Source organism: Mycobacterium sp. 852002-53434_SCH5985345 (genome assembly GCF_001667155.1).
Taxonomy (GTDB): domain Bacteria; phylum Actinomycetota; class Actinomycetes; order Mycobacteriales; family Mycobacteriaceae; genus Mycobacterium.
On the sequence record NZ_LZIE01000074.1, the window covers coordinates 169,390 to 191,678 of the forward strand.

The following is a 22,289-nucleotide window of genomic DNA, read 5'->3' on the forward strand; positions in this document are numbered from 1 at the left end:
TCAGCCCCGCCGCAGTGCAAGGGATTCATCGACCATCCGGCGTGCCTCGGGCTGCCGCCCGCGGGCATCGAGCTTGTTGCATGACTCGAGGTAAGCCTTCGACAGTTCGGCGTACTGGTCCGGGCGGCCTTCCGCCCGGGCCAGCAGCGCGCGGGATTTCAGCCACCACAGATCCGTAGCCGCGATGCCAGGCCGCCGAACGTGCCACCGACCGACGATGTCGCGGGCTTCGCGGAGGTCTTCGACGGATCCTCGCTCAACGAGCAGTTCGATGAGCGCCTCGGCCGTACAGCCGACGAACACTGGACTGCCGCTCTCGGAGTGCCGCAAGAACGTGGGGCGAAGATCGTCTATCGCTTCGTGGATCCGTCCTCTGCGGGCGGCATCGACCGCCAGATCGGCGGCAATGCTCGTCATCCCGATGTGATGCAGCTTGTGCTCCTCGATCAGGACGCGGGCGCGGTCAAGCAGATCGATGGCCTCGTCGCGCGACGTGTTCTCCGTGCGCAGCAGGGCCGATCCATGGGCCCACAGTGTGGCGATGATGCCGCTGACGTCGCCCAGCGATTCCCCGCATCGCAACGCCTCACGCGTCTCGTCGACCAAATCGTCGCCCCTGCACAGACCCAGCACCGCAACTGTTCCCGCGTAATGCGACATGGTCGCGTAGTTGAGGGGGCCGAGCGTATGTGCTTGTTCAAGGCCCTCCCGGAAATCCCGCTTGCCCTTACTGCAGTCGCCGAGGCACATGCCGATGATTCCGCGAAGAATTTGCGCCGCAACCGTTTCGTTCGCGGGCACATCCCCAGCCAGTGTCAGTATCGCGTCAATGACCCTTAGCGCGGCGTCGAATTCGCAGTTGGCAAACCGGATGAATGCTAACGAATTGAGGATTATGGCCCTGGTCGCCGCATCGCACACAATGCCGCTGACCATGTCTTCGAGCTCCGATGCCAGCGCCAGGGCCTCGGGAACCCGAATGTCGTTGATACTGAACGACCAGATGAGTCCGGCGGTCGCGAGCGCGAGCGGTGTCAGGTCGGTGGCCTGCGTGCTGAGACCGCGAAGCTCTTCGTAGAGACCGTCGGCGCCATCGGCGTCGCTCACGTAAAGCGCCGTAGAGATCAGCATGGCGCGCGGCGCGATTCGCATCGCGGTCACGTCCTCGTGGTCGTCGGACAGCCCATCTGCGATGCGGCGCGCACTCTCCCATTCCGCGCGGGCGGCGCGGATATCGCGCGGCCGAAGCCGTTCCGCCGCACGCAGATGCCAATGGTAGGCCTGGACGAGTTCGCCGCCCGACTCCAGGTGGGTTGCGATTAATGCCGCGTTGTCGTCGACGGCACCCGCGTCGCGCGCCTCGATCGCGGCGGCCAGCCGGCGGTGGGCCTGCACGCGGACGGCGCTCAGTTGTGACTCGTAGGCGACCGTGCGCACCAGCGGATGGTGGAAGCAATACCGTTGGCGCGGAACGAATTCGATCTGATCGATCAGCTCGGCCGACACCAGCTCGGCCAGGCTCGTGGATGCGCTCTCCGGCAGCAGAGCGTGCAGTGCGTCCACGTCGAAGTGGTTACCGATCACCGCCGCGGCGTTGAGGATCGACTTCGTGGTCGCGGGCAACCGATCGATGCGGGCGGCAAGCACCGCTTGCACCGTGGCCGGAACGGCGATTTCGTCGGCATCGCCCGTCAGGCGGTAGGCACCGCGACCGCCCGAGAGCACGCCGCGGCCCGCAAGGTCGCGAACGATCTCCTCGGCGAAGAAGGGATTGCCGGCCACCGCGGCTGCAATTCGTTCGCCCAGGCCACCCAGCGACTGGTCGCCCCCGAGGAGCTGGCGGACAAGGCGGACGGACGTCGATTCGGTCAGTGGCTGCAGCGTCACCGTCTGGTTCGATCGATTGCGTAGCGCGCCACGGAATTCTGGCCGGTAGGTCATGACGAACATCGACGTCGTCCCGTCGAGGGTGCTCGCGAAATCAGCGAGGACGTCGTCGCTGGGCTGATCGATCCAATGGGCGTCCTCCAGTGCAAACACCGTCGAAGTGGAGCGTGCCCGAACGGCATGCGCCAGGATTTCGATCAGCCGTCGGCGCCTCGCTTCGGCGCTGACCTGCAGGTGAGGGGCCATGGTGTCGGCGATGCCCATGGCCTCGAACAGGATTTGGGCGTCGGCGGAGTCCCGTCCAAGCAAATCTGCGTATTGCATGCTCGTGCGTTCGCGGGCCTCGCTTGCGCTAAGGCCTTCCAACTTGAACATGGCGCGCAGCAGGCGCGACAACGCCCGGAACGCAACCGTGCTGGTGTGCGCTTCGCAGCGGGCGACGACGATGTCGGCGCCTTGACTTGCGGCGATCGTCGTGAACTCCCTGAGCAGGCGGCTCTTGCCCAGCCCGGGGCGACCGACAATCCCAACGAGGCAGCCGGAATGGGCGGCGAACAGGGTTTGCAGCCGGCGCATCTCCGCATCGCGGCCCAGCATCAGGCCTTCCTGGCGGCCCAACACCATCCGCTCGGATTCCATGGCGAGGAGTTGTCGCGCGGGCACGGGTGCGTCGGCACCCTTGACGAAAATGTCTTCGACGGGACCGAGCCGGGCCGCTTCCTCGACGAGGCGTGCCGTGGAAAGCGAGCACATGACTCCACCCGGAGGGGCGGCGGCCTCCATGCGTTGTGCCATTCCGACGGGGTGGCCGACCGCGGTGTATCTTCCTTGGCCTGAACCTATTTCGCCGGCGATCACTGCCCCCGAGTTCAGCCCGACTCGCACCTGCAAGGTGACGCCGGCACGGCGAAGCACCTCGGCGGCAAGCTCTTTGGTGACCGATTGGATCTCCAGAGCGGAAATGCACGCCCGCAGCGCATGATCCTCCAGGGCCACCGGGGCACCGAACAGCGCCATCAAGCCGTCACCGGTGAACTTATCGACGGTCCCGTGATAGCGCTGAACCACGGCCGCCGCACGGTTGAACATCTCGTTCATGATCTCTTGGAGCAGTTCCGCGTCGAGGGCCGCCGCAAGCTTCATTGAGCCGACGACGTCGGCGAACAGCACGGTTACTTGTTTGCGTTCGCCGCTGGCCGGTCTTGGGATGACTGGAGCGCCGCAGACATCGCAGAAGCGCGCCTTGGCGCGCAGGTCGTTGCCGCACAGCCCACATCGGCCGGTGGCCTCGCTGACCGGACTAACCATCCACCGATCTCCTGCGCCGTAAAGCCCTTGCGTGATCCCCATGATCGCCCATAGCGCCCCGCGGGCGGCACATATCCGCGAAACCTGCTCGCTGGAGTTGCCCAGAAGCTGGTCGGACTCCGCCGCGCTTTGCAGGACGACGGCTGACTCGGCACCCGCAAGTGGCGTAGCCGACTACGCTATCCCCTCCGACGGCGGCCGGTGAGCATGACTTTTGTCAGCTATCGGTGAGCGAAGGCGGTGTGCGATGTCCGACAAAGAGGCCAGGATCGGCAGTCACGCGGTGGTGTTGGGGGCGAGCATGGCCGGTTTGCTGGCCGCGCGATCGCTAGCCGACTTCTTCGACACGGTGACGGTCGTGGAGCGTGACCCGCTGCCCGATGCCCACGCCGCCCGCCGGGGCGTGCCGCAGGGACGGCACCTGCACGCTCTGTTGGCCCGGGGAGCACAGGTGATCGAGGGGATGTTCCCCGGCGTCCTCGACGAGATGGTTCTCGACGGCGCGCATCACTTCGACGGCCAGGATCTCTCCGAGCTCTACTACAACGTCGGCGGGCATCTGATGGCGCGGCGCGGCAGCGCCACGGGGCTGACCGCGTACAGCGCGACACGGCCCTTTCTCGAAGACCATGTCCGCACGCGGCTGCGCGAGATTCCCAACGTCACCCTGCTCGACGAACACGTGATCCTGGGCCCGGTATCGACACAGGATCGCCACCGCGTCACGGGAGTGCGGGTGGTCTGCGGCCGCACCGGCGAGCCCACCACGCTGCCCGCCGAGTTGGTCGTCGATGCCACCGGGCGCGCCGCCCGCACCCCGACCTGGCTGGACGACTTGGGGTACGACCGCCCGCATGAGGATCGCGTCGACGTCCAGCTGACCTACGCGAGCCAGGCGCTGCGCATGACGGCGGAAGCGCCGCGGGAGCTCGGCTTCCTCATCGGTATCGTGCCCGGCAGGCCGAGAGGTTGCGGCCTGTTGCACTGCGAGGACGACACCTGGCTGCTCACGGTGATGGGGGTGGCCGGCCAGGAACCGGCGTCGCTCGACCTTGCGGAGATGTGTGATTTCGTGGCGGACTGCGCGCCGGCCCACCTGCTCGCCGCGGTGCGAGCCGCCGAACCCATCGGGGAACCGGTGCGGCACCGGACGCCATGCAGTCGATGGCGCCGCTACGACAAGCTGCGGCGCTTCCCCGAGGGCCTGCTGGTCATCGGAGACGCGATCTGCAGCTTCAACCCGGTCTACGGCCAGGGCATGACGGTCGCCGCGCTCGAGGCGTTGGCGCTGCGCGACTGCTTATCTGCCGGTACTGACGATTTGGCGCGGCGCTACTTCCGAGCCGCGGCAGCACCGATCCGCCAAGCCTGGCACCTATCGACCAACCCCGACCTTGCCCTGCCCGAAATCCACGGCACCGCACCGCTCGTCGCTCGGCTGTTCAACAAGTACGTCGATCGGGTGCTCACCGCGGCCGAAAGCGACACCGCAGCGCTGAATCAGTTCATCAGAGTGACCTCCCTCGTCGACCCCGCGACGCGACTGTTGCGCCCGAACATGATCTGGCGTGCTGCCCGCGCGCGCCGACCCGGCATCGATGCCGATATCGCGCCCGCCGACGTTCTGGTGGAAGCGCCGCGCTGACGCTAACCCCGGTGGTAGGCCGGCGGCAGCGGCATCCCGAGATCGGCCAACACGCCCCGCAACCGGGTCGGGTAGTCGGTGATGATGCCGTCGACGCCGTCGGCGATCTGTTCGCGCATCGCGGCCGCATCGTCGACTGTCCACGGGATCACCTTCAGCCCCAACGCATGTGCGCGATCGACATACGGCTGGCCGGCTACCAGCTGGTACCTGGGCGAGATGATGTCCGCGCCCACCAGCTTCGCCCCGATCATCGGATCGCCGATGGCGGTGGCGTTCGCCCCGGCCAGCCACGGCGAGTCCGGCACCCAGGTGTCCTCGTTGTACAACGCCACCAACGGAATTGACGGCTCTTCCCGGCGCACCATGGGCAAGGTCCGCCAATCGAAGCTCTGGATCTCCACGCGGCCGACCTTGCCGGCCGACCTGACCGCCGCCAGTATCACGTCGACAAACTGTTGGGGGTCGGCCGAGGTGCCGGGCTTGTCGGCTGCCACCTTCGTCTCGACGTTGTAGCGCACGGCCGCATGGTAGGAATCGGCCAGCGCAAACACCTCCGCCAGGACGGCTATCTTGTTGCCCCGCACAACTTCAGCATCGGGAAATTCGGCCAGCCGCCGCCCGCAGTCCAGCGTGCGAATCTGGTTCAGGGTGAGTTCGTACACCAACTTGCCGACGTAGGGATACTGCGGATCGCCGGCGAAGGCGGGCCCGGTGTCGGCGCATTTTTCGGCGTCGATCGTCGGATCGTGCCACACCAGCGGTTGCCCGTCTCTGGTGATGTTGATGTCGAGTTCAAGTGTGCTGACCCCCAACTCGAGTGATTTCGTGAAGGCCCGCAACGACTCCTCCGTCGTCTCCCCACGCCCGCCGCGGTGAGCCTGCAGGTCGAATTCGGGGGTTTGGGCGCCGGCCGCGGGCGCCAGCACAACGAGTAGCGCCAGCGCGGCACCGAGGCGCACGGGCCGCCGGCGCACCGGAGCTAAGCCCTGCGCTGGCGCGCGATTTCGGCGAGCACCACCCCGGCGGCCACCGAGGCGTTCAGCGATTCGGCGTGCCCGGCCATCGGGATGGACACCACCTCGTCGCAGTTCTGCCGGACAAGTCGCGACAGCCCTTTGCCTTCCGATCCGACGACCACCACCAGCGGGTCGGCGCCGTCGATATCGTCGACGACGGTGTCACCGTCGGCGTCCAGGCCGATCACCCGGATGCCTCGGTCGGCCCAATCTTTAAGCGTTCTGGTCAGATTGGTGGCCCGTGCCACCGGGATGCGCGCCGCGGCCCCGGCACTGGTGCGCCAGGCCACCGCCGTCACAGACGCCGAGCGTCGCTGCGGGATCAGCACACCGTGGCCGCCGAACGCCGCGACCGAACGCACGATCGCACCGAGGTTGCGCGGATCGGAGATGTTGTCCAGCGCGACCAGCAGGGCGGGCGGTGAGTTGATCGCGGTGGTCAGCAGGTCGTCGGGGTGGGCATAGTCGTACGGCGGCACCTGTAGTGCGATGCCCTGATGCAGGTGGTTGCTCGTCATCCGGTCCAGGTCGGCACGCGGCACCTCGAGGATCGAAATGCCCGCATCCGCTGCGCGGGTCACGCTTTCGGTGACCCGCTCGTCGGCCTCGGTGCCCAGCGCCACGTACAACGCCGTCGCCGGCACGCCGGCCCGCAGGCACTCGAGCACCGGGTTGCGGCCGAGCACCGTCTCCGTCTCGTCGGTGGCGCGCTTGGCCGGCCGCCGCGGCGGCGACTGGGCGCGTTTGGCTGCGGGATGGTTCGGACGCAGGTGCGCCGGCGGTGTGGGACCGCGGCCCTCGAGCGCGCGGCGACGCTGGCCGCCCGAACCCACGGTGGGTCCCTTCTTGCTGCCCGCTTTGCGTATTGCCCCGCGGCGCCGCGAGTTGCCGGCCATCTAGTTGTCGCGCTTTTCTTCGCGGGCCGACAGCTCCCACTGCGGCCCGTCCGCGGTGTCGGTGACGTCGATGCCGGCGAGTTTCAGGCGATCCCTGATCTCGTCGGCGAGCGCCCAATTGCGTTGCTCGCGAGCCTTTTCCCGGCTTTCCAGTTCGGCCCGCACCAACACCTCGACCGCGGCCAGCGCGGCCGTCGTCTCGTCGCGGGTTTCCCAGCGCTCGTCGAGCGGGTCGCAGCCCAAGATGCCCATCATGGTGCGGATCGCGCGGGCTTGCTGCAACGCGCCGTCGTGGTCGCCGGTGTCGAGGGCGCGGTTGCCCTCGGCCCGGGCGTGGTGCACCTCGGCCAGCGCGGCCGGAACCGCCAAGTCGTCGTCGAGCGCCTCGGCGAACCGCGGGGTCCATTCGCCGGGCTGGACGGCACCGACGCGAATGCGGACGCGGTGCAGGAATTCCTCAACGCCCACATAGGCTTTCACCGCGTCCTGTAGTGCGGTGTCGGAGAATTCCAGCATCGAGCGGTAGTGCGCGCTGCCCAGGTAGTAGCGCAGCTCCGCCGGTCGCACCCGCTGCAACAGCGCCGGGATGGCCAGCACGTTGCCCAGCGACTTGCTCATCTTCTCGCCGCCCATGGTGACCCAGCCATTGTGCAGCCAGTAGCGGGCGAATCCGTCACCGGCGGCGCGGCTCTGCGCGATCTCGTTCTCGTGGTGCGGGAAGACCAAGTCCATCCCGCCGCAATGGATGTCGAACTCCGGCCCCAGGTAGGTGCGGGCCATCGCGGAGCATTCCAGGTGCCAGCCCGGGCGTCCGCGCCCCCAGGGTGTGGGCCACGACGGCTCGCCGGGCTTGGCGGCCTTCCACAGCGTGAAGTCGCGTTGATCCCGCTTGCAGGTGGCCACGCCTTCGCCCTGATGGACGTCGTCGATCTTGTGACCGGAGAGCTGGCCGTACTCCGGGTAGCTGAGCACGTCGAAGTACACGTCGCCGCCCGCCGGGTACGCGTGGCCGGTTTCGATCAGGCGGTCCATCAATTCGACCATCTGGGTGATGTGCCCGGTGGCGCGTGGCTCGGCCGACGGCGGCAAGACGTCCAGAGCGTCGTAGGCGGCGCTGAACGCGCGCTCGTAGGTGGCCGCCCACTCCCACCACGGCCGGTCGGCGGCGGCGGCCTTGTTGAGGATCTTGTCGTCGATGTCGGTCACGTTGCGAATGAAGGCGACGTCGCAGCCGCGCGCCATCAGCCAGCGGCGCAGGATGTCGAAGGCCACGCCGCTGCGGACATGGCCGATGTGCGGCAAACCCTGAACGGTGGCGCCACACAGGTAGATGGAGACGTGGCCCTCGCGCAGCGGAACGAAATCACGCACGGCACCGGCCGCCGTGTCGTGTAGCCGCAAGCGGGCGCGATCGGTCACGACGTGCCAGCTTACCGGGTGGTTCCGAGTTGCCCGGCGCTGCGCGCGCCTTAGCCGGCGGCGATCACCAATGCGGTGGCGATGGCGGCGCGGCCCTCGCCGCGGCCGGTCAGGCCCAACCCGTCGGTCGTAGTCGCCGCCACCGCGACCGGAGCCCCCAGCAGCTCCGATAGCACGCGCTGCGCCTCGGCCCGGCGCGGACCGACCTTCGGCTGGTTGCCGATCAGCTGCACCGCGGCGTTTCCGACCCGAAAACCGTCCCGGGCCACCAAATCGGCGACGTGGCGCAGCATGTCCGCGCCGCTGATCCCTTTCCAGCGGGGGTCGTCTACCCCGAAAACGGCGCCGATGTCGCCCAGCCCCGCGGCCGACAGCAGCGCGTCGCACAGCGCGTGCGCCCCCACGTCGCCGTCGGAGTGGCCGGCGCAGCCGTCGGCGCCTGGAAACAGCAGACCCAGCAGCCAGCAGGGCCGGCCTGGTTCGATCGGGTGCACGTCGACCCCGAGGCCGACCCTAGGCAGCTCGCTCACCGGCGCACGACCGCTTCGGCCAGCAACAGATCGAGCTGGGTGGTGATCTTGAACGCCAGCACGTCGCCGTCGACCACCTGCACCTGGCCGCCGACATGCTCGACGAGCGAGGCGTCGTCGGTGAAATCGGCGGTGCCCGCGCGCTGGTACGCCCGCAGCAACAAGTCACGGGCGAAACCCTGCGGCGTCTGCACGGCGCGCAGCCCGGCCCGCTCGCGTGTACCCAGGACCACGCCGTTGGCGTCCACGGCCTTGATGGTGTCATGCAGGGGCAGCGCGGGCACGACGGCGTCATGCCCGGCCCGCAAGGCGTCCACCACGCGCACGATCAGTTCCGGCGGCGTCAGGGCACGCGCGGCGTCGTGGACCAGGACGAAATCGGGTTCACCGGCGAGGGCCGCCAGCGCCAGGCTCACCGATTCAGTGCGATCGGCGCCGCCGGGGACGACGGTCGCTCGCTCCCCCAGGGCCCGCGCAGCCTCGTCGACCCGGGCCGCAGGGACGGCCACGACCACGTGGTCGACGACTCCGGATTTCAGCAAACCCTCGACGGCGCGGTCCAACAGGGTGCGCCCGTCGACCTCGCAGAATGCTTTGGGAATGCCTGCGCCCAGTCGCTCGCCCGACCCTGCGGCCGGAACCACTGCGACAACCGTGCCCGAGGAGAGCGTCCCCGTGACCACCGAAGAGTCAGGGCCTTCAGGAAGCGGCGGCCAGAACCTCGTCGAGGATGGTTTCCGCCTTGGCGTCGTCGGTGCTCTCGGCCAGCGCCAATTCGCCGACCAGGATCTGGCGGGCCTTGGCCAGCATGCGCTTCTCGCCCGCGGACAGGCCACGTTCCTGGTCCCGACGCCACAGGTCGCGAACTACCTCGGCGACCTTGTTGACATCGCCGGAGGCCAGCTTTTCCAGGTTGGCCTTGTAGCGGCGCGACCAGTTGGTCGGCTCTTCGGTGTGCGGAGCCCGCAGCACCTGGAACACCTTGTCGAGGCCTTCTTGCCCGACGACGTCGCGGACACCGACGTACTCAGCGTTGTCTGCGGGTACTCGAACTGTCAGGTCTCCCTGCGCCACCTTCAAGACGAGATATTCCTTTTGTTCCCCTTTGATGGTGCGGGTTTCAATCGCCTCGACTAACGCAGCACCGTGATGCGGGTAAACAACGGTGTCGCCGACCTTGAAGATCATCTGATTCGAGCCCCTTTCGTTACTTCAGTCTAACACGGCCGCCCAATCGCGCGTGGAGCAACGATGCAGGTCAGGGGCACAACACGCGCAGATTAGGGGTTGACAGGGGGAGCAGAACGTGCAGTGATGCACATTACCAATGCGTCTATTCGGCCCCGGGAGCGGCCCCTGAGCGCCGTAAGGGAGCCCGCGGGACGGGCTCCCGGGCTGGTCTAACGCCCCGCGCTACCGCGCGCGAAACCTTCCTACTACTGTGCATAGTTGCATCAGTCGAACCGGCCCAGCAGGAGGCATTGAGTGAACCGATTCGAGATCAGCCTCTCGTTCCGGGCCGCGCTCGTCGGCCTGGTAGCGGTGCTCGCGGTCCTGCTGAGTGGCTGCGGGGCCGGCCAGGTATCGCAGATGGCCGTCCAGGAGCCCGCCATCAACGGCAACAAGGTCACCTTCAAAAATGTGGCACTGCGCGACATCCGCATGCAGGCCACGCAGACCGGTGAAGCCGTGCAGCCGGGCCGGACGGTCGATCTGGTGCTGGTAGCCATCAACCAGTCGCCTGACGTGCCGGACAGATTGGTCAGTATCACCAGCGACGTCGGCTCGGTGGCCTTGAGCGGAGACGGCCGCCTGCCCGCCGGCGGAAGGCTGATGATCGGGACGCCGGAGGGACAGAGGGTGGCGCCCGGACCCTTGGGCGCCAACACCAACGCCGCCAAGGCGACGGTCACCCTAGCCAAGCCGGTCAGCAACGGCCTCCTGTACAACTTCACCTTCAACTTCGAGAAGGCCGGCCAGGCCACCGTGCTGGTGCCGGTTTCGGCCGGGTTGAATCCACCCCAGCAAAGCTAGGCGCGCGTAACCGCCTGTCATAGCGGGGATTTGTCGTACCGGCTCGATACCGTCATGGCGTGGCAAATCCGCGCTCGCATTATCGCTGCTCCGAATGCCAACACGTCACCGCCAAGTGGGTGGGTCGGTGCTTGGAGTGCGGTACCTGGGGCACCGTCGACGAGGCGCCGGTACTGACCGCGGTCGGCGGCCGGCGAGCGGGTCCGGCCTCGGCTTCCGCTTCCCGGCCGGTCCCGATTACCTCCGTCGAACCCAACGCCAGCCAGCACCGCTCGACCGGCGTCGGGGAACTCGACCGGGTGCTCGGGGGCGGCGTGGTGCCCGGTTCGGTCACCCTGCTGGCCGGCGATCCCGGCGTGGGAAAGTCGACGCTGCTGCTCAAAGTCGCCCATCGCTGGGCGCTTTCGGGCCGGCGCGCGCTGTACATCTCCGGTGAGGAGTCCGCCGGCCAGATCCGGCTGCGGGCCGACCGGATCGGCTGCGGCGCCGACGAGGTCTACCTGGCGGCCGAATCCGATGTGCACACGGTGCTGGACCACATCGCGACCGTGCGGCCCGCCCTGGTGATCGTGGACTCGGTGCAGACCATGTCCACGACCGAGGCCGACGGCGTCGCCGGCGGGGTCACGCAGGTCCGCGCGGTCACCGCCGCGCTGACCGCCGCCGCGAAGGCCAACGGCGTCGCGCTGATCCTGGTCGGCCACGTCACCAAGGACGGAGCCATCGCCGGGCCGCGCTCGCTGGAACACCTGGTCGACGTGGTGCTGCATTTCGAGGGCGACCGCAACGGGTCGCTGCGGATGGTCCGCGGGATCAAGAACCGGTTCGGCGCGGCCGACGAGGTCGGCTGTTTCACGCTGCACGACAGCGGAATCGAGGACGTATCCGACCCGTCGAACCTCTTCCTGGATCAACGGCCGGCACCCGTCGCCGGGACCGCCATCACCGTGACGCTGGACGGGAAGCGGCCGCTGATCGGAGAGGTGCAGGCGCTGCTGGCGACCCCAGGGGGCGGCTCCCCGCGCCGCGCCGTCAGCGGCATCGACCCCTCCCGGGCTGCGATGATCAGCGCCGTGCTGGAAAAGCACGGCAGGCTGCCCGTCAGCGTCCACGACATCTACCTGTCCACCGTGGGCGGCATGCGGCTGACGGATCCCTCCTCGGATCTGGCCGTCGCGATCGCGCTGGCCTCCGCATACTCCGATCGACCGCTCCCGACGACGGCGGTGATGATCGGCGAAGTGGGGCTGGCGGGCGACCTGCGGCGGGTCAGCGGCATGGATCGACGGCTGGCCGAGGCCGCGCGCCAGGGATTCAGCATCGCGCTCATCCCGGACGGCGACGACCCCCGCCGCGAGATCGTGCCCGATGGGATGCGGGCGCTGCGGGCACCGACCATCGTCGCGGCGCTGCAACACATGAAAGCCATCGCCGAGCCGCGCAACGGCTGGACGCGTAACACCGCGGGGCCGCACAATGACACGCTGTGACACGTCCGACACTGCGTGAGACCGTCGCCCGCCTGGCGCCGGGCACCGGGCTGCGAGACGGCCTGGAGCGCATCCTGCGTGGCCGCACCGGTGCGCTGATCGTCATCGGCAACGACGAAAACGTCGAGGCCATCTGCGACGGCGGCTTCGCCCTCGATGTCCGGTACGCGCCGACCCGCCTGCGCGAGCTGGCGAAGATGGACGGGGCCGTCGTGCTGTCCACCGACGGCAGCCGCATCGTGCGGGCCAATGTGCAGCTGGTGCCGGACCCGTCGATACCCACCGACGAATCCGGGACGCGGCACCGCTCGGCGGAACGCGCGGCGATTCAGACCGGTTACCCGGTGATCTCGGTGAGCCACTCGATGAACATCGTGACCGTCTACGTCGGCGGGGAGCGCCACGTGGTGGCCGATTCCGCGACCATCCTGTCGCGGGCCAACCAGGCGATCGCCACCCTCGAGCGGTACAAGACGCGGCTCGACGAGGTCAGCAGGCAGCTTTCGCTCGCCGAGATCGAGGACTTCGTCACGCTGCGCGACGTGATGACGGTGGTGCAGCGGCTCGAGCTGGTCCGGCGGATCGGTCTGGTGATCGACTACGACGTCGTCGAGCTGGGCACCGACGGTCGCCAGCTGCGGCTGCAGCTCGACGAGCTGCTGGGCGGCAACGACATCGCGCGGGAACTGACCGTGCGCGACTACCACGCCAGCCCGGAGCCGCTGTCCAAAGCGCAGATGACCGCGACACTCGACGAGCTGGACGCCCTCTCGGACACCGAGCTGCTCGAACTCACCGCGCTGGCAAAGGTTTTCGGCTACCCGACCACGGCGGAGGCACAGGACTCGGCCGTGAGCCCGCGCGGCTACCGCGCGCTGGCCAGCATCCCGCGGTTGCAGTTCGCCCACTCCGACCTACTGGTCCGGTCGTTCGGGACGCTGCAAGGCTTGCTGGCGGCCAGCGCCGGCGACCTGCAGTCGGTCGAGGGCATCGGCGCGATGTGGGCCCGCCACGTGCGTGAGGGACTATCGCAGCTCGCGGAGTCGACGATCTCCGATCCGCTTAGTTAGCCGGCTGGGGCCGGCGCGACCGGCGGTGCCTCCGGCGGCGGCGCGGCGGCCGGCTGACCCGGCCCGGGCGCCGGGCCCGGCGGCGGTGGCGGCTGGTTCATGATGAACGGGACCGGCTGCGAGCGCAGGTTGCCCAACTGCACGACGAGGTTGTAGGTGCCCGGCCCGATGGCCGGCCGGGGCAGCGGGCAGTGCGGCGCCGACCCCATCCCCGTCCACGTCACCGCGGTCGTCACCTGCTCGCCCGGGGTGAATGTCTTGATCAGCGTCTCGTTGGAGGGCGCGCAGTCCAGGTTCGACCACAGTCGCTTGTTGTCCAGCGAGTACACGTACGCCGCCAGCACCGCGGCGCCGACATCCCGCTTGCAGGACACCAGGCCGATATTGGTGACGACCATGGTGAACTTCGGCTGATCGCCGATGAAGTACTGGGGCGCATTGGTCAGGCCCTTGACGGCCAGCGTCGAATCGGGGCAGTCATCGCCCTCTTTCAGCACCGGCGGCGGCTGCACCGCTGCCGTCGGGGTGGGCATCTCCGGGTTCTGGCCCTGTTGCGGCGGCACCCCCGGGTTGGGCTGTTCCCCGGGCGCGGCCGGCGGAGGCGCCTGCGGCGCGGGCGAGCCGGGCTTGCTTTGAGCGGAATTCGGTTTGTCGGCACTGGCGGGCTTGGCGCCCGTGTTGTGTCCCATGAAGGCGATGACCGCGGCGACCACGATCCCTAAGACGACGACCGCGACGCCCACGGCCAGGCCACGGCGCCGCCAATAGATCTCGGTAGGTAGCGGGCCACGCGGTTCAAGATCCAGCACGTTTGCAGCGTAGGTCCAGGTCACGTCGAGTTGCCTGACCCGCCTCGGCGTGTCGCGGGGTTTGCTGGCTGACCGCCGTGTTAGTGACGACCGCCCTGGGCCCCGCTGAGGCTGGCTATTCGCCCGCTATTCGCCGATGTCGCCGACGTGATCGACCAGGGCCGCGCGCCCGTCGGCGAGGTGATAGGTGGCGCCCGCTATCGCCAGGGTGCCATCCGCGATCCGTTCGGCGATCGCCGACGAACGCGACACGAGCTGGGCGACCGTTTCACGCACATGCCGTTCCTCGAACTCGTCGACGCGGCTCAGGCCGTCGCGACGGCCCATCAGGACCGAGGGCGCGACCCGCTCCACCACGTCGCGCACGAAACCGCCCGGTATCGCACCGTCGTTGATGGCGGCCAGGGCGGCCTTGACGGCCCCGCAGCTGTCATGGCCCAGAACGACGATCAGCGGCACGTCGAGGACCGTCACGGCGAACTCGATGGAGCCCAGCACAGCCGAGTCGATGGCCTGTCCGGCGGTGCGCACCACGAACATGTCACCCAGACCCTGGTCGAAGATGAGTTCGGCCGCCACCCGGCTGTCCGCGCAGCCGAACACGACCGCGGTGGGCTTCTGCCCGCCGGCCAGGCTGGCCCGGTGTTCGACACTCTGGCTGGGATGCTGAGGCTTCCCGGCGACGAATCGCTCGTTACCCTCTTTGAGTGCTTTCCACGCGGTTACTGGGCTGGTGTTAGGCATGGCTGACATCATGCCGCATCCGCCGGTAAACGGACGGCCAAATATTGCGGCCGATGAGTTGCTCGAGTGGTACGAACGATCCCGGCGCGACCTGCCCTGGCGGGAGCCCGGCGTCACCGCATGGCAGATCCTGGTCAGCGAATTCATGCTGCAGCAGACGCCGGTCTCGCGGGTACTGCCGATCTGGTCGGACTGGGTGCGGCGGTGGCCCACCCCGTCGGCCACCGCGGAGGCCAGCGCCGCCGACGTGCTGCGGGCGTGGGGCAAGTTGGGTTACCCGAGGCGGGCCAAGCGCTTGCACGAGTGCGCGACCGTCATCGCGCGGGAGCACGGCGACGTGGTTCCCGACGACGTCGACACCCTGCTGACCCTGCCCGGCATCGGCAGCTACACCGCACGCGCCATCGCCTGTTTCGCCTACCGTCAACCGGTTCCGGTGGTGGACACCAACGTTCGCCGGGTGGTGGCACGCGCAGTGCACGGGCTGGCCGACGGAGGTTCGGCGTCGGCGGTGCGGGACATGGCCGACGTCTCCGCGCTGCTGCCCACCGACGATAGGGCGCCGCGGTATTCGGTCGCCCTGATGGAACTGGGCGCGACGGTGTGCACCGCGCGAACGCCGCGGTGCGGGTTGTGCCCGCTCACCCGGTGCGCGTGGCGGGACGCCGGTCATCCCCCGGCGCAGGGGCGCGCCCGGCGGGTGCAGACCTACGCCGGAACCGACCGGCAGGTCCGCGGACGCCTGCTGGACGTGTTGCGCGGCAACGACTCTCCGGTCACCCGGGCGGAGCTGGACGTGGCGTGGTTGACCGATACGGCCCAGCGGGACCGGGCCCTGTATTCGTTGCTGGTCGACGGCCTTGTGACGCAGACGGCCGACGGCCGGTTCGCACTGGCGGGCGAAGCGTAATCGCGCGTCAGAGGTCGTTGCCGGCGTAGGACTGGTTGAAGCTTTTGTTGGCCAGCGGGAAGTCGGGGACGATCGTGTCGGCCATCGCGACCGGCAGCGCGGGCCAGTTGAACCATGACGGATCGACGATCTTCGCGCGAGTGATCCGGTTGGCGGCGCTGGTTTCGACGCGGTGGACGGTGGTGCCGCGCCAGCCTTCGACGATGCCGATGCCGCTGCCGGGTGTGCGCGGCGCGGCCACGTCTTCGGCGTATTCGATTGGCCCGCTGTGTGATTCGATCAGATGGCAGGCCAGCTCGGTGGACGCGGCGAATTCCTCGCGCCGCACGGTGTATCGGGCCAGCACGTCACCGCCGGCGGCGTCGGTCTCGGTGACGGGCAATGCGGTGATGGGGTGTTCAAGCCGGGCGTCGGTGCGCATACCGCTGGCCCGAGCGACGTAGCCCAGGCAACCGAGCGCCTGAGCGTCGTCCCGCTGTAGGACGGCGGTCCCGGCGAATCGGTCGTACACCACGGAGTTGCGCAGGGTCAGCTCGGCAACCTCCGCGACGTCGGCCGCAATGGACCGCAGGTCGCCGACGTCGGGTAGCCCCCGCAGCGCGACCCCGCCGGGGCGGATGGCACCACGCAGCAGCCGGTGCCCGGTGACATTTTCGTTGAGCCGCAGCAGTTGTTCGCGGATGCGTTGAGCGTGGGCGTTGGCGAGCCCGAACCCGACGTCGTTGGCCAGCGCGCCCAGATCGGCGGCGTGGTTGTAGAGACGTTCGAGTTCGACCAGTAGCGCCCGCAACCGGTGCACCTCGTCGGGAAGCTCCATTCCGAGCGCGTCTTCGACGGCGAGGCAGTGGGCGAGCGCGTGCGCGGCGGAGGTGTCGCCGCTGACGCGCTCGGCAAGACCGACCGCGGCGCCGGCCGGCCGGCCCTCGAACAGCTTCTCGATGCCGCGGTGGACGAACCACAGTCGGGCCTTGAGCCGCAGCACGGTTTCGCCGGCGACGGAGAAACGGAAATGGCCGGGTTCGATCAACCCCGCGTGCACCGGACCCACCGGGATTTCGTACACGCCGGGACCCTCGACGGTGACGAACGGGAAGCGGCCGGCGCCATCGAACTTGGGGGCGGGCGACGCGTCACCGCGCATGGGATACCAGTCCTCGGGCCAGTGGGCGTGGCGCACCAGCCGGCGCGCCTTGGGGTGGCCCACGCACCGGATGCCGTACAGGTCCGCAATTTCGCGCTCGAACCGGCTGGCTGGAAAGGACAGGTAGGCCAGCGATCGGACCGTCGGGTCATCCTTAGGCACAACGCATTCGAGCTCGACGCGGCGATCGGGATATCCGGCGAGGAACAGGTAGACGACACGTAGAGCGGCACCGTCGTCGTGGGCGGCCACCAGGGCCAACCGAAACCCCTTGCCCAGCAGGTCTTCTGTCGTTTCGGCCAATCTGCCCTGAGACAGCCGGTGGCGCTGCCATTGCGGCTTCATAGCGGTCCCCCGACGCTGCTGGCCGCGGCGGTGAACAGGTCGGTCAGTGGACCGGCGGTGACACCGAGAACGATCGATGCGGCGATGCCGACGAGCAGGGCGGCCGCCACCGTTCGCGGGACGGCGATTTCGGGAGCGGGGCCGGGGCCGCCCAGCAGGATTCGGCCCGAGTTGCGGGCCAGCGCGGCGAAGGCAACCGCAACCAGCGCCATGCCGGTGGCGAGCACCCAGGTGAGCCGGGCGTCGGCCAGCGATCGGCCGATGGCCAGCTCACTGGCGAACATCGCGAACGGCGGCATGCCGAGCAGCACGATCACGCCGACGGCGAGCGACACACCGATGAGGCGGGAGCGTTGCAGCACGGCGCGGATGTCGGCTATCGCGGTCGAGTTGTGCGCGGCCTGCAGCTGTCCGCTAGCCAGGAAGAGGACCGTCTTGCCGATGCCGTGCGCCAGGACGTGCAGCAGCAGCGCGGCGATGGCCAGGGTGGTTCCGGCCGCGGCGGCGATCGCGATCAGGCCCATGTTCTCCATCGAGGAGTAGGCGAGCATGCGTTTGAGGTCCGTTGTCACCGTGAGCATCAGGGCGGCGACCAGCAGCGTCGCCAGCCCGAGCACCAGCAGGCCCGACCGCATGAAAGTGGGTCCGGTGGCCGTGCCGATGATCGGCTTGAGGCGGATCAGTACCGAGAAGGCCACCGACAGCAGCACCCCGCTCATCAGAGCAGACACCGGCGCCGGGGCCTGGCTGTGGGCGTCGGCCAACCAGGTGTGGAAGGGAACCAGCCCGGCCTTGGCGCCGTAGCCGACGAGCAGCAGCCCACCCGCAAGTCGAGCGATGCCCGGATCGAGCCCGCCCGCATGCGCCGCCAGCACATCGAGGTTGAGGGCCGCGCCGGCCGGCGCCCCGGCATGCTCGGCGGCGTAGTAAAGCAGCACCGTGCCCAGGAAGGCGATGGCGATGCCGACCGAGCAGATCACGACGTACTTCCACGTCGCCTCGAGCGCGCCGCGGGTGCGGCGGTGCCCGACCAAAAAGGCGGTGATCACGGTGGTCGCTTCGATCGCGATCCAGATCACGCCGATGTTGTTGGCGCACACGGCGACAACCATCGCGGACAGGAAGCCCGCCGTCAGCGCGCCGTATGCCCGGGCACCGCGCGTGTCCGTGTGACCGTGCGCGAGTTCGGCATCGAGGTACCCGATGCTCGCCCAGGTGGCCAGTGTGGCAACGATTCCGATGACGATCAGCATCGTGACGGTGAGCGCGTCGAGCCGCAGCAGGCCGCCCAACGCGAACCGCGTTCCCGACCCGACCCGCAACGCGAGCGCCGCGCCACACGCGAGCACCGTGACCGCCGAGAGGACGATCAGCGTCGCTGTCGCCCGGCGCCATCCGGCAATCAGGACGGCGACCGAGGCGCCGACCGGGGTAAGGATCGCCGCAAGCAGTAAACCGGTCATCAGTCGTGCAACTCCTGCAACGCGTCCAGATTCGCGCCGCCGAACGCGCGGGACAGCCGGCCCGTCAGTACGCCGATCACGATGACCGCGAACAACACGTCCAGCGAGGCGCCGAGCTCGACGATCAGCGGCACTCCGGCGGTGAGCAGAAACGCGGTGGCCGCGATCCCGTTGTCCAGCATGAGGAATCCCGCGGCCTGCGACACCGCATGCCGCCGCGTGACCATCACGAGCAGCGCGATGAGCACCACCGCGGTGGCGGCCGGGACGGCGGTGGTCGTGGCGGCCGGCTGCAGATTCACCAGGGGCCGGGTGGTGGCGAACGCGGTCAACGTCAGCGCGGCGGTGATCAGGAGCGACGTGGCGGTGTTCACCAACGGGGTGGCTTCCCTGCGCGATCGCGCTTCGGCGCCGCCCGCGCGGGCCAGCAGCCGCGGTAGCACCGCAACCCGCAAGATCAGCACGGCCACACCGACACTGATGAGCGCACCGTCGCCGTCGTACAGCCCCCGGAGGACGGGAATGGCCGCCAGGGCGACCCCCTGCCATGCCAGCAGGCGGATGATGGCGACCAGGTCGCGGCGCCACACGATCAGCACGGCGGCCAGGAGCAGCCCGCCGGCGGCGAGGTCGACGAGTACCGAAAACGAGCCGTACGTCATGTCGGAACCACGAAGAAGTTGGCGGCGACGACCGCAAGCAATGCCAGCAGGAACGATCCGGCCAGCAACTCGGGCACCCGGAACAGCCGCAGCTTGGCGACGAACACCTCGACGGTGGCCAGCAGTCCCGCCAGCAACGCGACCTTGGCCGCCACGGCCGCGACACCGATGACGATGTCAACGACACCGGGGCGGCCCCCCGCAATGCCCCACGGCGCGAACAGGTTTGCCAGCAGCGCCAAGAGCACGGTCAGCCGCATCCCGGCCGCCCACTCGACCAAAGCCAGCCGCGGACCGGCGTATTCGAGGACCATCGCCTCGTGAACCATCGTCAGCTCGAGATGGGTGGCCGGGTTGTCCACCGGCAGCCGTCCGGTCTCGGCGACGATCACGATCACCAGCGCGGACAACGCCAGCACCGCCGCCAGCGACACCACTTGCCCGGGATGGGTGATCGTATGTGCAACCAGCGCACCGAGATTCGCCGATCCCGCTGGCATGGACAGCGCGAACACCGCCAGTAGAATGGTGGGTTCGACCAGCGCGGCGATGGTGATCTCGCGGCTGGCACCCATGCCCCCGAACGAGGTGCCGGTGTCGATGCCGGCCAGAGTCAGCGCGACGGTGCCCACGAACAGCAAACCGACCACGGCGAACAGGTCGGCGCTGGTATCCAGTGGCGATCCGGTGGCGACCAGCGGTGCGATGGCGGCGATCAGCAGTGTGGTTCCGGCGACGATCGCGGGCGCCGCCCCGAATACCACCGTGGTTCCGCGCGGCGTGATCTGTTGCTTGCCAAGCTGTTTGACGATGTCGCGCCATGGTTGCAGGATGCCGCCGCTGGCGCGGCCTTCCCAGCGCGCGCGTACCTGCCGGGTCAGCCCGACCACCAGCGGCGACCCGGCCACGACGCCGCCGATCTGGGCCGCGCCCGCGACATAGGACAGGACATTCATCGGGCTACCACCAGCACGATCAGCACACCGAGCCCACCGTAGGCCAGATACAGGTGCACGCTGCCGGTGTGGGCGCGCCGCACCAGGCCCGCCGCGGCCCAGACCGCCCGGATCACCGGCGCGTAGCAGCGCTCCTCGATCGCGTCCGCGATTCTGGTGCGGTAGGTGATTTTGTCGGCCAGATACCGGGATTCGACGCTGTGGGTGACTTCGATGTCGGTGTCGGGTCGCAGGACGTCATCGAAGATCCGTTGCAGCGGCTCGGCGAACGACGTGGCCGTGTATTGCATTCGCGCGGTGAGATCGTCGGCGCCACAGGCCCACAGCGGCAATGTGGCGGGCGCCGGCCGCCGCGTCCGGCGCCAACGGGCCAGCGCGGCCGCGGTCAGCGTGGCCACCACGACGCCGACTGCGATCGCGCCGGGTGCGATCGAGCCCGGTACGCCCGGCAGGCGCACCATGGCGCCGAGGGTGGTGAATTCCATTGCCCGGGTAGCCGGCAGCGCGGCGACCGCCTGGCGCAGCGCGGGTGCCACCACCGCGGGCGTCACGGCCAGCACCAGGCAGGTGGCCGCCGCGATGGCCATGCCGGCCAGCATGGTGCGGGGCGCCTCGCGTGCCTGGGCGGCCTGTTCGGAGCGCGGCCGCGCCAGAAACCCGATACCGAACGCCTTGACCATTGCCGCCACGCCCAGCCCCGTGGTGAGCGCGACCGCGCCGACCGCGAGCGGCGTGGTCAATGCCAAGACGGCGGAATGCTCTCGCGCAGTGTGGATCAGCGACTGCACCAGCAGCCACTCGCTGACGAACCCGGCGCCCAGCGGCAGCCCGGACGCGCCGAGCGCGGCCACTCCGAAAAGGCTTGTCGTCACCGGCATCCGGCGGGCCAGGCCGCCCAGCCGGTCGAGGTCACGCAGCCCGGTGGCTGCCAATACCGACCCGGCGGCGAGAAACCCGAGGCTCTTGAATGCCGCGTGCGCGACGAGGTGCAGCATGGCAGCCGCCGCGGCGATCGTCGCCGGACCGTTCGCGCCGGCGGCCGCGAACAGCGTGGCCGCTCCCAACGCCAGCGTGATCAATCCGAGGTTCTCGGTAGTCGAATACGCAAGTAGCCGTTTGAGATCCGTGGCCACCGACGCCTGCACCACGCCGTAGAGCGCCGACACCCCGCCGACGACCATCAAGGTCAGCCCCCACCACCGCGGCCCCGGGCCGAGCAGCTGCAAGTCGACGCGGCAAATGCCGTAGACCCCGAGGTTGACCATCGCCGCGCTCATCAGCGCCGAAACGGGACTCGGCGCCTCCGGGTGGGCGCGCGGCAACCACGCGTGCAGCGGCACCAGCCCGGCCTTCGAGCCGAACCCCGCAAGCGTCAGCAGGAACACCGCGGTGCACGCGCCCTGCGGTATCCGGTGCAGGTCGGCGAACCGGTCCGCGCCCCCCGCCGCCGACAACATCAGCAGGCCGACCAGTATCGCCACGAACCCCAACTGGGTCATCACGGCATACACCAGGCCGACCGAGCGGACCATCGGGCGGGTGTGGTCGGTCAGCACCAGCACCAGCGACGCGACCGCCATCAACTCCCACACCAGCAGGAAGGTGGTGACCGACCCCGCGGCGGGCACCAGCAGCATCGCCGCGACGAACGCCGGCAGGACGGCCAGGGTGACGGGGCCCAGCCGCTCGCGTCGGGCGTATCCGATCGTGTACAGCCCGACCATCAGCGCGACCGCCCCGGTGATCGCCATGAAGAATCCGCCCAGCGGATCGAGCCTCAGCTCGACGCCCGCCAGCGGAAGCAACCATCCGATGCGGACGGTGCGCACCGGGCCGAACATTCCGAGCCCACCGGCCCATATCCCCGCCCCACCCAACAGCGAGGTCAGCACGCCCGCGCTGACGTACCCAGAGTACTTGCCATGCAACAGGTTTGGTTCCGGCGCCACGCGGGCCGCCAA

19 protein-coding genes are annotated in these 22,289 nt (G+C 69.0%); 5 read left to right on the forward strand and 14 right to left on the reverse strand.

Annotated features, from left to right (window positions below; all coding sequences use genetic code 11):
* The gene (locus tag A5756_RS18325) at window positions 1–3,195 is read right to left on the reverse strand and encodes an adenylate/guanylate cyclase domain-containing protein (protein ID WP_066955422.1); all 3,195 of its coding nucleotides are present in this window, start codon (window positions 3,193–3,195) and stop codon (window positions 1–3) included.
* Window positions 3,196–3,442: 247 nt separating this feature from the next.
* Between A5756_RS18325 and A5756_RS18330 the strand changes: the two genes are divergently transcribed.
* Window positions 3,443–4,840, forward strand: a complete 1,398-nt coding sequence (locus A5756_RS18330) for an NAD(P)/FAD-dependent oxidoreductase (RefSeq protein WP_066955425.1) — start codon at window positions 3,443–3,445, stop codon at window positions 4,838–4,840.
* Window positions 4,841–4,842: 2 nt separating this feature from the next.
* Here the strand turns inward: A5756_RS18330 and A5756_RS18335 are convergent, their stop codons facing one another.
* From A5756_RS18335 to carD, 6 genes are read right to left on the reverse strand one after another with little or no spacing between them, the layout of a single operon-like run.
* Window positions 4,843–5,817: a glycerophosphodiester phosphodiesterase gene (locus A5756_RS18335; RefSeq protein ID WP_232001846.1), complete on the reverse strand. Its 975-nt coding sequence runs from the start codon at window positions 5,815–5,817 to the stop codon at window positions 4,843–4,845.
* A 5-nt stretch (window positions 5,818–5,822) separates the two neighbouring features.
* The gene (rlmB, locus tag A5756_RS18340) at window positions 5,823–6,755 is read right to left on the reverse strand and encodes a 23S rRNA (guanosine(2251)-2'-O)-methyltransferase RlmB (RefSeq protein WP_066955427.1); all 933 of its coding nucleotides are present in this window, start codon (window positions 6,753–6,755) and stop codon (window positions 5,823–5,825) included.
* Entirely contained in the window at window positions 6,756–8,174 is a 1,419-nt protein-coding gene (gene cysS / locus A5756_RS18345; RefSeq protein WP_066955430.1) for a cysteine--tRNA ligase, read from the reverse strand.
* A gap of 50 nt (window positions 8,175–8,224) precedes the next feature.
* Window positions 8,225–8,704: a 2-C-methyl-D-erythritol 2,4-cyclodiphosphate synthase gene (gene ispF / locus A5756_RS18350; RefSeq protein WP_066955433.1), complete on the reverse strand. Its 480-nt coding sequence runs from the start codon at window positions 8,702–8,704 to the stop codon at window positions 8,225–8,227.
* Window positions 8,701–9,387: a 2-C-methyl-D-erythritol 4-phosphate cytidylyltransferase gene (ispD, locus tag A5756_RS18355; protein ID WP_066955436.1), complete on the reverse strand. Its 687-nt coding sequence runs from the start codon at window positions 9,385–9,387 to the stop codon at window positions 8,701–8,703. The genes ispF and ispD overlap by 4 nt, the downstream gene beginning before the upstream one ends.
* Window positions 9,388–9,403: 16 nt before the next feature.
* Window positions 9,404–9,892: an RNA polymerase-binding transcription factor CarD gene (gene carD, locus A5756_RS18360; RefSeq protein WP_007166539.1), complete on the reverse strand. Its 489-nt coding sequence runs from the start codon at window positions 9,890–9,892 to the stop codon at window positions 9,404–9,406.
* Window positions 9,893–10,189: 297 nt separating this feature from the next.
* Between carD and A5756_RS18365 the strand changes: the two genes are divergently transcribed.
* From A5756_RS18365 to disA, 3 genes are read left to right on the forward strand one after another with little or no spacing between them, the layout of a single operon-like run.
* Window positions 10,190–10,738: a hypothetical protein gene (locus tag A5756_RS18365; protein ID WP_066955440.1), complete on the forward strand. Its 549-nt coding sequence runs from the start codon at window positions 10,190–10,192 to the stop codon at window positions 10,736–10,738.
* A gap of 59 nt (window positions 10,739–10,797) precedes the next feature.
* Window positions 10,798–12,228 carry a DNA repair protein RadA gene (gene radA, locus A5756_RS18370; protein ID WP_066955444.1) on the forward strand — a complete coding sequence of 477 codons (1,431 nt, stop codon included), beginning with the start codon at window positions 10,798–10,800 and terminating at the stop codon, window positions 12,226–12,228.
* Window positions 12,225–13,298, forward strand: a complete 1,074-nt coding sequence (gene disA / locus A5756_RS18375) for a DNA integrity scanning diadenylate cyclase DisA (RefSeq protein WP_066955447.1) — start codon at window positions 12,225–12,227, stop codon at window positions 13,296–13,298. Before radA ends, disA begins: the two co-directional genes overlap by 4 nt.
* Here disA and A5756_RS18380 read toward each other — a convergent pair.
* Together A5756_RS18380 and A5756_RS18385 are read right to left on the reverse strand one after the other, a co-directional pair.
* A complete protein-coding gene (locus tag A5756_RS18380; protein WP_156659631.1) occupies window positions 13,295–14,107 on the reverse strand; it encodes a hypothetical protein in 813 nt (270 codons plus the stop codon). The two genes, disA and A5756_RS18380, sit on opposite strands and share 4 nt — an antisense overlap.
* 126 nt (window positions 14,108–14,233) lie before the next feature.
* A complete protein-coding gene (locus A5756_RS18385) occupies window positions 14,234–14,851 on the reverse strand; it encodes a carbonic anhydrase (RefSeq protein WP_066955452.1) in 618 nt (205 codons plus the stop codon).
* Between A5756_RS18385 and A5756_RS18390 the strand changes: the two genes are divergently transcribed.
* The gene (locus A5756_RS18390; protein ID WP_066955455.1) at window positions 14,850–15,761 is read left to right on the forward strand and encodes an A/G-specific adenine glycosylase; all 912 of its coding nucleotides are present in this window, start codon (window positions 14,850–14,852) and stop codon (window positions 15,759–15,761) included. The two genes, A5756_RS18385 and A5756_RS18390, sit on opposite strands and share 2 nt — an antisense overlap.
* Window positions 15,762–15,768: 7 nt before the next feature.
* On the opposite strand, the gene A5756_RS18395 is transcribed toward A5756_RS18390, so the two are convergent.
* Genes A5756_RS18395 through A5756_RS18415 form a run of 5 tightly spaced genes read right to left on the reverse strand, consistent with a single transcriptional unit; the run spans window position 15,769 to window position 22,256 of the window.
* A complete protein-coding gene (locus A5756_RS18395; RefSeq protein WP_066955458.1) occupies window positions 15,769–17,247 on the reverse strand; it encodes an NADH-quinone oxidoreductase subunit C in 1,479 nt (492 codons plus the stop codon).
* Complete coding sequence (locus tag A5756_RS18400) at window positions 17,244–18,710, reverse strand: proton-conducting transporter membrane subunit (RefSeq protein WP_066955461.1); 1,467 nt, start codon at window positions 18,708–18,710, stop codon at window positions 17,244–17,246. Before A5756_RS18400 ends, A5756_RS18395 begins: the two co-directional genes overlap by 4 nt.
* Window positions 18,710–19,372 (reverse strand): hypothetical protein, encoded by a 663-nt coding sequence (locus tag A5756_RS18405; RefSeq protein WP_066955464.1) that lies wholly within the window; start codon window positions 19,370–19,372, stop codon window positions 18,710–18,712. Before A5756_RS18405 ends, A5756_RS18400 begins: the two co-directional genes overlap by 1 nt.
* Window positions 19,369–20,319 carry a respiratory chain complex I subunit 1 family protein gene (locus A5756_RS18410; protein WP_066955990.1) on the reverse strand — a complete coding sequence of 317 codons (951 nt, stop codon included), beginning with the start codon at window positions 20,317–20,319 and terminating at the stop codon, window positions 19,369–19,371. The genes A5756_RS18405 and A5756_RS18410 overlap by 4 nt, the downstream gene beginning before the upstream one ends.
* A 5-nt stretch (window positions 20,320–20,324) precedes the next feature.
* Window positions 20,325–22,256, reverse strand: coding sequence for a proton-conducting transporter membrane subunit (locus A5756_RS18415; protein WP_066955993.1), 1,932 nt, complete (start codon window positions 22,254–22,256; stop codon window positions 20,325–20,327).
* Window positions 22,257–22,289 lie beyond the last annotated feature (33 nt).

Coding starts and splice junctions, on each gene's coding strand:
- A5756_RS18385 (WP_066955452.1), bottom strand. CDS start 14,851: ATGCCTAACACCAGCCCAGTAACCGCGTGGAAAGCACTCAAAGAGGGT.
- carD (WP_007166539.1), bottom strand. CDS start 9,892: ATGATCTTCAAGGTCGGCGACACCGTTGTTTACCCGCATCACGGTGCT.
- A5756_RS18390 (WP_066955455.1), top strand. CDS start 14,850: ATGGCTGACATCATGCCGCATCCGCCGGTAAACGGACGGCCAAATATT.
- A5756_RS18330 (WP_066955425.1), top strand. CDS start 3,443: ATGTCCGACAAAGAGGCCAGGATCGGCAGTCACGCGGTGGTGTTGGGG.
- A5756_RS18400 (WP_066955461.1), bottom strand. CDS start 18,710: ATGACCGGTTTACTGCTTGCGGCGATCCTTACCCCGGTCGGCGCCTCG.
- A5756_RS18395 (WP_066955458.1), bottom strand. CDS start 17,247: ATGAAGCCGCAATGGCAGCGCCACCGGCTGTCTCAGGGCAGATTGGCC.
- A5756_RS18405 (WP_066955464.1), bottom strand. CDS start 19,372: ATGACGTACGGCTCGTTTTCGGTACTCGTCGACCTCGCCGCCGGCGGG.
- A5756_RS18325 (WP_066955422.1), bottom strand. CDS start 3,195: ATGGTTAGTCCGGTCAGCGAGGCCACCGGCCGATGTGGGCTGTGCGGC.
- rlmB (WP_066955427.1), bottom strand. CDS start 6,755: ATGGCCGGCAACTCGCGGCGCCGCGGGGCAATACGCAAAGCGGGCAGC.